Source organism: Xanthomonas populi (genome assembly GCF_002940065.1).
Taxonomy (GTDB): domain Bacteria; phylum Pseudomonadota; class Gammaproteobacteria; order Xanthomonadales; family Xanthomonadaceae; genus Xanthomonas; species Xanthomonas populi.
The window spans coordinates 1-9,780 of the sequence record NZ_MDEJ01000141.1 but is presented as its reverse complement, the minus strand read 5'-3'; the positions used below and the strand labels follow the sequence as shown (position 1 = coordinate 9,780).

Genomic DNA, 9,780 nt, shown 5'->3' with positions numbered 1-9,780 from the left:
AGCGTCAGCTCAACACCAGCTTGCAGATGATCCACCTGGCGTTCCTGGCGTTGCTGCTTAGAAGACTTTGAACAGGCTCTCAGGCCGATATTGCTCTGCACGCGCCACAGGCCGGTGCGAGCACCCAGCACGACGGTCGCGTAGTTGCGATCGAAGTTCTGGCCCGGAACGGTATACATGCCCACTTCCGGCATCGACTGCAGCCAGGCGCTGGCCTGGGTGCCGTCCTTGAACTCGTGGTCGTAGGTCGCCTGCACGTACGGCTTGACCGCAGCACCTTCCAGGCGCACCTGGAAGCCAATGCGGCCCACCAGCGAGTCGATGTCCTGATCAGCGTAGCTCAGCGCTGTGGAGCTTTCGTTGCTTTCGGTATAGCCGTCCAGCTTGAGCTTCTGCCAGGTCAGGCCGACCACCGGGCCGTACTTGAGGTTGCCTTCGCCCAGCGAATAACCGGCGTTGACCGCGGCGGTAAGGTTGCTGCCATCGGGCGAGCCGCTGTGCACGCGCGTGGCTGGCCCGAGCTGCACTTGCCGGTCGACGTCATAGCGCAGCGCGCTGTAGCTGACCTGCGCATTGACCCACACCGGGCCGGTGTACCAACCGAAGAACGCGCCCAGGGTGGTGTCGTCCTGCTTGAAGCTGCCGCTGCGGTTGCCGAAATCGGCATCCATGCTGCCGAAGCCTGCAAAGCCGCCGAACACCAGATCACCGGCGCTCCAATCCACACCGAACAGACCGGCTGGCGCCATGCCGTCGTACAAATCGGCGTGGTCGTAGCGCTGCATGTCGCCACGCACGCTGCCCCACCAACGCAGACCATCGGCGTCCGGCTTGCCGTCCAGATGCCAGGCCACCTGGTCGGCGCGCGCACGGCCAATGGCCTGCGCGGAATGCGTCAGCACCTGCTGCAAGCGCGGCGCTTCCAGCAGCGAGATGGCGTACTGGCCCAGGATCTGGTGGGTGGCGGTGGTCGGGTGGATGCCGTCGGCGAACACATAGGTGTTCTGTGCGTTGGCGGCGACCAGGCTGGTCGGGTTACAGGCCGGCAGCGGCACTGCCGGGTTGCAGGCGGTGCTGGTGACGTTGCTGAATCCGTAGGTGCCAGGATCGGCCACCACTTCCTGAAGGATGTGGAAGGTATCCACCGGAATCACGCGCAGGCCGGCCGAACGCAGGCCGCTGAACAGTGCGGTGTTGTAGGCAGTCGCCGCAGCAGTGCCCTGCGCCATAGCAGCAGCACCGCCGGCACGGAAGCGCGGGGTGAGGCCCACATCCGGAATGGTCGGCACCATCACGTAGCGCGCGCCGGCAGCCTGCAGCGCGCTGACCGCGCCCACCTGTGCGGTGACCGCGCTGCCGATGATGGCCTGCGCCTGGGCCGGCGCAGCGGCGGCGGCGAGCAGGTCGTTGGCGCCGCCCCACACGGTGTAGAGCGCATTCGGGTTGGCCTGACCGCCATTGGCGCTCAGATAGGTGTTGATCTGACTGGTCACCGACCGCGCAGCGCCGAGTGCGCTGACCGAGCTGGCCTGGATGCGGGCGCCACCGGCCGCGTAGTTGTCGCCGGTCTGGCCGTTACCGTTGGGTGCGGCGTTGGTGCCGAAATGGTCGGCCACATATTCAGCCCAGACAAAACCGGGGTTGGTGGTGAACTTGCCGGTGACTGCGCGCGACGCGGCTGGCAGTAACGGGTTGTAGTAGCCGCTGTCGGTGAGGCTGTCACCGAAGAACACGGTCTGGTCGAACGCAGACGCGGCCATGGCCGGGGTGGCTGCAATGGCGATGGCAACGGCCATCAGGGAACGGATCGGGCGAAGAGGTGTCGCCATGGGAGTACCTGCTCAAAGTGGTGTGGAACTGGACCGTACCGGCATACGTACGCCGGCGAATGGCAATGATTTCACCCTCGCCACCCGCGCTCACGCTGCATTGCCGCATAACGCAAAACGCGCGCCCTGACGGCACGCGATGCAACAATGATGACATGAACATTCAACTCAACGGCACCCAGCGCAACGTTCCCGACGATCTGCTCCTAATCACCTTGCTAGCGCAGGAAGGTCTTGCACAGCGGCGCGTGGCGGTGGAGGTCAATGGCGAAATCGTGTCGCGCGGGCGGCATGCCACGCACCAGTTGCACGCTGGCGATGTGGTGGAGATCGTGCACGCGCTGGGCGGCGGTTGATGGTGCGCGCAGGCCGGCGCAGCTGCGTCCGATCGGTGATAATTGCCTGATGACCAATACTGCCCCCTCTGATGCGCTAATCATCGCCGGCAAGCCCTACCGTTCGCGTCTGCTGACCGGCACCGGCAAGTTCAAGGATCTTGACGAAACCCGCCTGGCCACCGAAGCGGCTGCCGCGCAGATCGTCACCGTGGCGATCCGCCGGGTGAACATCGGCCAGAACCCGAACGAACCCAGCCTGCTCGACGTGCTGCCGCCGGATCGCTACACGCTGCTGCCCAACACCGCCGGCTGCTACACCGCCGAAGATGCGGTGCGCACCTGCCGGCTGGCGCGCGAACTGCTGGACGGCCACAACCTGACCAAGCTGGAAGTGCTCGGCGACGAGCGCACGCTGTATCCGGACGTGGTGCAGACGCTCAAGGCCGCCGAGCAACTGGTCGCCGACGGCTTCGACGTCATGGTCTATACCTCAGACGATCCGATCCTGGCCAAGCGCCTGGAAGAGATTGGCTGTGTAGCAGTGATGCCGCTGGCCGCGCCGATCGGCTCGGGGCTGGGCATCCAGAACAAGTACAACCTGCTGGAAATCATCGAAAACGCCAAGGTGCCGATCATTGTCGATGCCGGCGTGGGTACGGCATCGGACGCAGCGATCGCGATGGAACTGGGCTGTGATGGGGTGTTGATGAATACCGCAATTGCTGGTGCGCGCGATCCGATTTTGATGGCGAGCGCGATGCGCAAGGCGATCGAGGCCGGGCGTGAAGCGTTTTTGTCCGGGCGGATTGCGCGTAAGCGGTATGCGTCGGCGTCGAGTCCGGTGGATGGTGTAATTGGATGAGGTGGTGTGCTGAGTCAGTCTCGTCTCCATTGTCTGCAACACGTGGGTCAGGCGGTTGTGCGTGACTTCGTCTGCGCCCTCGCCGTGGCGGCAACCGTCCCCTCACCCCAATCTCTCTCTCACGGTGGGACCTCGGTCCCCTTCATGGGGAGAGGGGCGTTGTTTTTTGATGTGACTGACTTTTCATGACTGATCCTTTCACCAGTGACGGCGCCAAGATGCCGCCCAAGCCCTTCACCATCGAAGAGGGCCGCCGGCAGGTGCGCAGCTTCGTCCTGCGGCAGGGGCGCTTTACGCCGGCGCAGCAACGTGCGTTCGATGAGTTGTGGCCGCGCTTCGGTCTGGATTACACCGGGGCGCCGCGCGATCTCGATGCTGCTTTTGGCCGTGCTGCACCCAAGGTGCTGGAGATTGGTTTTGGCAATGGCGCAGCATTGCGCTTTGCCGCGCAGCAGGATCCAAGCCGCGACTACATCGGCATTGAGGTGCATGCGCCGGGCGTCGGGCGTTTGCTCAATGCCCTGCACGACGACGACAGCACCCATGTGCGCCTTTATCACCACGATGCTGTGGAAGTGCTCGAACACGAAATCGCCGATGGCGCATTGGACGAAGTACGTATCTATTTCCCCGATCCGTGGCACAAGAAGCGCCACAACAAGCGCCGCCTGATCCAGCCGGCGTTTGCGCAGCTGGTCGTGCGCAAGCTGCGCGATGGTGGCCACCTGCACGCGGCCACCGACTGGGCCGATTACGCCGAACAGATGTGGGACGTGCTCGACGCCACTGCCGGCCTGGTCAATCGCGCCGGCCCGCGCAGCCACGTCGAACGCCCCCCCTGGCGCCCGCAGACCCACTTCGAAACCCGCGGCCAGAAGCTCGGTCACGGCGTGTGGGATCTGGTTTACGACAGGGAATTTGGGAATCGGCAATCGCAAGAGCAACCGCCTCCGGCATCCGGATAGGGTCAACCGGCGTCGGCTTTTCCAGCTTCTCCCATGCTCCATTCCCGACTCCCCATTTCCCGGACCCCAATGGACACCGCGCTGACACTGACCAACGATATGAAGCTCGTCCTCGGGCTGGTCGGTTTCACGATGGCGATGTTTTTGTTCGAGCGCATTCGCGCCGACGTGGTGGCGCTAATCGTGCTGGTCGTGCTGGGCGTCACCGGGCTGGTGGCGCCGGAAGAATTGTTCGGTGGTTTTTCCGGTAACGCGGTGATGAGCATCATCGCCACCACCATTCTCGGTGCGGGCCTCGAGCGCACCGGTGCGTTGAATCGGTTGGCAACCTGGCTGTTGCGGCGTTCGCACGGCAGCGAACAACGCTTGATGATGATGACATTGGCTATCTCCGGTTTGAACTCATCGTTCATGCAGAACCCGTCGGTGATGGCCTTGTATCTGCCGGTGGCCTCGCGGCTGGCCACACGCACCGGGCTCACCTTGCAACGCATGCTGCTGCCGATCGCGGCAGCCATCGTGATGGGCGGCGCGCTCACCATGGTGGGCAATTCGCCGCTGATCCTGCTCAACGATCTATTGGTATCCGCCAACAACAACCTGCCCTCGGGCATGGCCAGCATCGAGCCGTTAACGATGTTCGCGCCGCTGCCGATCGGCGTGGCCTTGCTGATCGCCGCACTGCTGTACTTCCGCTTCTACGGCGACCGCAAACTGATCGAAGAAGAACGCCTGATCAACGAAGGCGTCACGCCCTCGCGCACCGAAAGCTATTTCGCCAAGACCTACGGCATCGACGGCGATGTGTTCGAGCTCACAGTCAGCGCCGAAAGCCCGCTGGTCGGCATGACCCTGGGCGAGGCCGAAGCACTGCACGACGCGCCCTTGCTGCTGGCGCTGAAGACCGGCAACGACACCCGCCTGGCGCCGCCGGCGGACATGCGCATCTGGGTCGGCAGCGTGCTCGGTGCGATGGGGCCGCGCCAGGAAGTGACCTATTTCGCGCAGAACCATTTCCTGCGCATGTCCTCGCGGCTGCGCAACCTGGGCGACCTGTTCAACCCCAGCCTGGCCGGGATTTCCGAAGCGGTGGTGCCGCCGAACTCGCGGCTGATCGGCAAGACCGCTGCCGAATTGCGGCTGCGCAAGCAGAGCGGCATCAGCCTGCTGGCGATCAACCGCGACAAGCAGGTGATCCGCGAGGACGTGCGCAACGTGCCGCTGCGCGCCGGCGACATGCTGGTGTTCCACAGCATCTGGCAGGACCTGGCGCAGGCAGCGGAAAGCCGCGATTTCGTGCCGGTCACCGACTTTCCCAAAGGCGAACAGCGCCCGCACAAGTTAAAGATCGCGATGGCGATCTTCGCCTTCACCATCCTGATCGCGCTGACCTCGCGGCTGCCGGTGGCGCTGACGCTGATGACCGGCGTGGCCTGCATGCTGGTCAGCGGCGTGCTGCGCATGGACGAGGCCTATGCCTCGATCAACTGGAAGACCATCTTCATGATGGCCGGGCTGATTCCACTCGGCTGGGCGATGGACAGCAGCGGCACCGCGGCCTGGGTGGCCGGCCACACCATCGATCGCCTGCCCGAAGGCATCCCGGTGTGGGCGCTGGAAATCAGCCTGGCGCTGTTGACCACCGCGTTCTCGCTGGTCATCAGCCATGTCGGCGCCACCATCGTGATGGTGCCGATCGCGGTCAATCTGGCGCTGGCGGCCAACGGCAACCCCACTGCATTCGCGCTGATCGTGGCGTTGTCGGCGTCCAACAATCTGATGACCGCCTCCAACCCGGTGATCTCGATGGTGGCCGGCCCGGCCAACTATCAGCCGCGCGAGCTGTGGCGCGTGGGTGCACCGCTGTCGCTGATCTACATCGTGGTGATGGTGTCGATGATCAACCTGATGTTCTGGTGGGCGGCGCGCTGAATCAGCGTATTGGTCGGCGATCGATAGGTGCGACTGTTTCTGCGGAGGGCTGATCGACGTTTTAGACCGGCAACCTACCCGAGCAACACCTGCGCACCTTCCACGCGTACCGGCACCGCCAACAGCGATTGACCGCGGCACGGGCCGCTGATGCATTCGCCGCCGGCGAGCTCGAACGCAGCGCCATGCGCGGCGCAGACCAGATGGCCGTCTTTGGCCTTGAGGAACTGGCCGGGCGCCCAATCCAGCCGGCGGCCGGCATGCGGGCACACGTTCAACCAAGCACGCACCTGCATGCCTTCGCGATACAACACCAGCGACTCCGGGCCGCCATCCCACAGCGCTTCGACTTCCAGAAATCCTGCGTCGGGAATCTGCGCCAATTCGACAAGCGTGGTGGGCGATGACGACGTCATGGAGGCGACTGATCGAGAGAGGGCACAGATTGTGGCACGCGCCTGGATGGCCGCCGCGCAGCAATGCCTCGACATGCACGAACGTACGCATGCCAACGAGCCACTTCGGCAGCAAGAGGTCGCGACCACCAACAGGCGGGCTTTTTGGCGCTTTGGGCGTGATGGCGTCTACAAAAAACGCATCTTTTTAACGAAATTTTCACTCCATGACATGAAACCGCAACGATACTTGATGCCTGTTCCTGCCCGGCAGCCGACCGCCATGCCTGCACGCATCTTCCAATTCAGCAACATCCATCATCTGTTTGCACCGCGCAAACCGCGTCATCCGTTGGTGCGCGTCGCAGCGGGCCTGGCTGGTCTGGTCATTCTTGCGGTGTTGATCTTCTTCAGCGTGTTCGTCGGCGCGGCAATGATACTTGGCGGCATCGCCTGGAAGTTGTTGAGCAAGTCCAATCGACGTGCGCCGCAGCAAGCGCGCGTGGTCGAAGCCGAATACCGCGTCGTGCGCAAGCCCGCGTTGCCGTTGTCGCACTGAGCGACGCCGCGCGCATGGCGCGCAGACGGTGTTGTCGTACACCGCCAAACGGCTAGACTCACGCATCCCGTTTTTTAAGGATGCGTGCATGACACACGATGTGATTTCTGCCGCCGATGCTCCGCGCATTCCAGTGGTGGGTGGCGGTAATTTTCCGGTGCACCGCATTTACTGTGTCGGCCGCAATTTTGCCGATCACGCGCGCGAGATGGGCGCCTCCGCGCCAGCCTCCAAGGCCGAACGCGGCCAGCCGACCTTTTTCATGAAGCCTGCCGACGCAATCGTGGTCGGTCACGGCGACCATATTCCGTATCCGCCCGGCACCAAGGAACTGCACCACGAAGTGGAGCTGGTGGTGGCGTTGGGTCGCGATGCGCCGGCCGGCGAGCTGCCGGTGGATCAGGCGGAAGGCTTGATCTACGGTTACGGCGTCGGCCTGGATCTGACTCGTCGCGATCTGCAGGCAGCCGCCAAAGCCAAGGGCATGCCGTGGGACATCGCCAAGGGCTTCGACCATTCCGCGCCGGTAAGCGAGCTGGTGCATGCCGGTGAAGTGGGTGCGCTGGAGGCTTTGAATCTATCGCTGGAGGTCAATGGGCAGGTGCGTCAGCAATCGTTGCTGGATCAGATGATCTGGAATGTGCCGGAGATCCTGCATGAGCTCTCCAAACTCTACGCATTGCGCGCAGGCGATCTGATTTTCATGGGCACGCCGGCGGGCGTCGGTCCGTTGCTGCCCGGCGATCAGTTCAGTGCGCGCCTGGAAAACGTGGCCGAGCGCCACGGCATCATCGCCGGCTGACACAAAGCCCGCTACGCTCTGGCTGCGGCAGCTGGTCCGCGACTGCCTCTGGAGTGCGCTATGGGAATGGTCAGCGAATTCAAGCAATTCGCGATGCGTGGCAATGTCATCGACCTGGCAGTCGGTGTGGTCATCGGTGCGGCGTTCGGAAAGATCGTCACCGTGCTGGTGGAGAAGATCATCATGCCGCCAATCGGCTGGGCGATCGGCAATGTGGATTTCTCGCGCCTGGCCTGGGTGCTTAAACCAGCAGGCGTCGATGCCACCGGCAAGGAACTCCCGGCAGTGGCCATTGGCTATGGCGATTTCATCAACACCGTCGTGCAGTTCGTGATCATTGCCTTTGCCATCTTTCTGGTGGTCAAGCTGATCAATCGCCTGACCCGGCGCAAGCCAGATACCCCAAAGGGGCCAAGCGAAGAAGTGCTGTTGCTGCGCGAGATTCGCGACTCGCTGAAGAACGACACGCTCAAGACGCCGCGCGTGCCGTGAGCGGACACATCCTTCTGCGCAACTTCGCGCAGAGTGAGGACCTTTCGCACGCAGACGGGGGACCTCGCGCTGATAAGCTCTGGGTCCCCCTTGTCGTTGGAGCCGCACTGCATGCGTCGTCTCGCTGTCGCCATCTCTGCCCTACTCGTTTGCGCGCCCGCGCTTGCCGCACAGACCAGCATTGCCGATGGCGCGCTGCGCACTGCCGCGCAGCTACGTGAGCAGGCGTTGGCAGACAACACCGGCTTTGCGGTGGTGGAATCGTTGACTACCGAAGTGGGGCCACGCATTGCCGGTGGCGAAGCCGATCCGCGCGCGGTGGCCTGGGCCAAAGCCAAGTTCGAATCGCTGGGCTTCGACAAGGTGTGGACCGAACCAGTGACGTTTCCCAAATGGCAGCGTCGCAGCGAACAGGCTGAGGTGATCGGTGCACATGCACAGCCATTGCACATCACCGCGCTGGGCGGCAGCCCGGGCGGCACCGTCGAAGGCGAAGTGGTGCGCTTCCAAAACCTGGCCGCATTGCAGGCTGCACCAGCCGGCTCGCTGACCGGCAAGATCGCGTTTGTCGATTACCAGATGATCAAGGCGCGCGACGGCAAGGATTACCGCAATGGCGGCGCGGTGCGCAGCAAGGGGCCGTCGGAAGCCATCCGCAAGGGTGCGATCGGCTTTGTGATGCGCTCGGCCGGCACCGATTCGCATCGCGTGCCGCATACCGGCATCACACGTTTCGATGAAGGCGTGACGCCGGTGCCGGCAGCGGCGTTGTCGGTGCCCGATGCCAACCAGCTCGCGCGCCTGACCGCACTGGGCAGCACGCGTCTGCGGCTGGCACTGGATTGCGGCTGGGATGGCAAGGCGACCTCGTACAACGTGATCGGCGAGATCACCGGACGCAGCAAGCCGAAGGAAGTGGTGGTAATCAGCGGGCATCTGGATTCGTGGGATCTGGGCACCGGCGCGATCGACGATGGTGCCGGCGTGGCGATCACCATGGCCGCGGGCCACTTGATCGGCCAACTCAAACAGGCGCCCAAGCGCACCATTCGCGTGGTGGCCTTCGCCAACGAAGAGCAAGGTCTGTATGGCGGCAAGGCATATACGGCCGCGCACGGCAAGGACGCTAAGGACATGGCGCTGCATCAGATCGGCGCGGAGAGCGACTTCGGTGCCGGGCGCATTTATGCGTTCAACACCGGCTCGGCGGCACCTGAAGAATCGCGCGCAGCGACCCAACAGATCGCCGAGGTGCTCGCACCGCTTGGTATCGCGTATGAGCCGAGCAAGGGCGGCCCCGGCCCGGATGTCGGCCCGATTTCCGCAAAGGGTGGCGCGTGGGCATGGCTGGCGCAGGACGGCACCGACTACTTCGATCTGCATCACACTGCTGATGACACGCTGGACAAGATTGACCCGAAAGCGCTTGCGCAGAACGTCGCTGCTTACACCATATTTGCGTATCTGGCGGCCGAAGCGGATTGCGATTTCGGTAGTCGCGCGAAGGTTGTGCAACCGCCAAGCGACTAAGAGCCTGTTCAAAGTCTTCTAAGCAGCAACGCCAGGAACGCCAGGTGGATCATCTGCAAGCTGGTGTTGAGCTGAC

At 63.5% G+C, this 9,780-nt stretch carries 10 protein-coding genes; 8 read left to right on the top strand and 2 right to left on the bottom strand.

Features of this window, described 5'->3' with window-relative positions; all coding sequences use genetic code 11:
• Window positions 1–1,796, bottom strand: a 1,796-nt coding sequence (locus XpopCFBP1817_RS17455) for an autotransporter outer membrane beta-barrel domain-containing protein (protein WP_244171223.1), incomplete at its 3' end; no start/stop codon positions are given.
• Window positions 1,797–1,984: 188 nt separating this feature from the next.
• Between XpopCFBP1817_RS17455 and thiS the strand changes: the two genes are divergently transcribed.
• The 4 genes from thiS to XpopCFBP1817_RS17435 all read left to right on the top strand — a co-directional run bounded on the left by thiS (window position 1,985) and on the right by XpopCFBP1817_RS17435 (window position 5,926).
• The gene (gene thiS / locus XpopCFBP1817_RS17450; protein WP_128418087.1) at window positions 1,985–2,185 is read left to right on the top strand and encodes a sulfur carrier protein ThiS; all 201 of its coding nucleotides are present in this window, start codon (window positions 1,985–1,987) and stop codon (window positions 2,183–2,185) included.
• 49 nt (window positions 2,186–2,234) lie between these two features.
• Window positions 2,235–3,029 (top strand): thiazole synthase, encoded by a 795-nt coding sequence (locus XpopCFBP1817_RS17445; RefSeq protein ID WP_128418086.1) that lies wholly within the window; start codon window positions 2,235–2,237, stop codon window positions 3,027–3,029.
• Window positions 3,030–3,214: 185 nt separating this feature from the next.
• Window positions 3,215–3,994, top strand: coding sequence for a tRNA (guanosine(46)-N7)-methyltransferase TrmB (trmB, locus tag XpopCFBP1817_RS17440; protein WP_128418085.1), 780 nt, complete (start codon window positions 3,215–3,217; stop codon window positions 3,992–3,994).
• A gap of 69 nt (window positions 3,995–4,063) precedes the next feature.
• On the top strand, window positions 4,064–5,926 hold the full coding sequence (locus XpopCFBP1817_RS17435; RefSeq protein ID WP_128418084.1) for an SLC13 family permease: 1,863 nt from the start codon (window positions 4,064–4,066) through the stop codon (window positions 5,924–5,926).
• 74 nt (window positions 5,927–6,000) lie between these two features.
• Here XpopCFBP1817_RS17435 and XpopCFBP1817_RS17430 read toward each other — a convergent pair whose 3' ends face one another.
• The gene (locus tag XpopCFBP1817_RS17430; RefSeq protein ID WP_128418083.1) at window positions 6,001–6,342 is read right to left on the bottom strand and encodes a Rieske (2Fe-2S) protein; all 342 of its coding nucleotides are present in this window, start codon (window positions 6,340–6,342) and stop codon (window positions 6,001–6,003) included.
• A gap of 262 nt (window positions 6,343–6,604) precedes the next feature.
• Here XpopCFBP1817_RS17430 and XpopCFBP1817_RS17425 point away from each other — a divergent pair, with 262 nt between their 5' ends.
• The 4 genes from XpopCFBP1817_RS17425 (at window position 6,605) to XpopCFBP1817_RS17410 (ending at window position 9,704) form a co-directional block, all read left to right on the top strand.
• The gene (locus tag XpopCFBP1817_RS17425; RefSeq protein WP_128418088.1) at window positions 6,605–6,880 is read left to right on the top strand and encodes a hypothetical protein; all 276 of its coding nucleotides are present in this window, start codon (window positions 6,605–6,607) and stop codon (window positions 6,878–6,880) included.
• A gap of 88 nt (window positions 6,881–6,968) precedes the next feature.
• On the top strand, window positions 6,969–7,682 hold the full coding sequence (locus XpopCFBP1817_RS17420) for a fumarylacetoacetate hydrolase family protein (protein ID WP_128418082.1): 714 nt from the start codon (window positions 6,969–6,971) through the stop codon (window positions 7,680–7,682).
• Window positions 7,683–7,742: 60 nt separating this feature from the next.
• A complete protein-coding gene (mscL, locus tag XpopCFBP1817_RS17415) occupies window positions 7,743–8,174 on the top strand; it encodes a large-conductance mechanosensitive channel protein MscL (protein ID WP_128418081.1) in 432 nt (143 codons plus the stop codon).
• A 111-nt stretch (window positions 8,175–8,285) separates the two neighbouring features.
• Entirely contained in the window at window positions 8,286–9,704 is a 1,419-nt protein-coding gene (locus XpopCFBP1817_RS17410) for a M20/M25/M40 family metallo-hydrolase (protein ID WP_128418080.1), read from the top strand.
• Window positions 9,705–9,780 lie beyond the last annotated feature (76 nt).

Bases quoted from the DNA above. Each gene is read 5' to 3' on its own strand.
- XpopCFBP1817_RS17425 (WP_128418088.1), top strand. From the start codon at position 6,605: ATGCCTGCACGCATCTTCCAATTCAGCAACATCCATCATCTGTTTGCA.
- XpopCFBP1817_RS17430 (WP_128418083.1), bottom strand. From the start codon at position 6,342: ATGACGTCGTCATCGCCCACCACGCTTGTCGAATTGGCGCAGATTCCC.
- XpopCFBP1817_RS17420 (WP_128418082.1), top strand. From the start codon at position 6,969: ATGACACACGATGTGATTTCTGCCGCCGATGCTCCGCGCATTCCAGTG.
- thiS (WP_128418087.1), top strand. From the start codon at position 1,985: ATGAACATTCAACTCAACGGCACCCAGCGCAACGTTCCCGACGATCTG.
- XpopCFBP1817_RS17410 (WP_128418080.1), top strand. From the start codon at position 8,286: ATGCGTCGTCTCGCTGTCGCCATCTCTGCCCTACTCGTTTGCGCGCCC.
- mscL (WP_128418081.1), top strand. From the start codon at position 7,743: ATGGGAATGGTCAGCGAATTCAAGCAATTCGCGATGCGTGGCAATGTC.
- trmB (WP_128418085.1), top strand. From the start codon at position 3,215: ATGACTGATCCTTTCACCAGTGACGGCGCCAAGATGCCGCCCAAGCCC.
- XpopCFBP1817_RS17445 (WP_128418086.1), top strand. From the start codon at position 2,235: ATGACCAATACTGCCCCCTCTGATGCGCTAATCATCGCCGGCAAGCCC.
- XpopCFBP1817_RS17435 (WP_128418084.1), top strand. From the start codon at position 4,064: ATGGACACCGCGCTGACACTGACCAACGATATGAAGCTCGTCCTCGGG.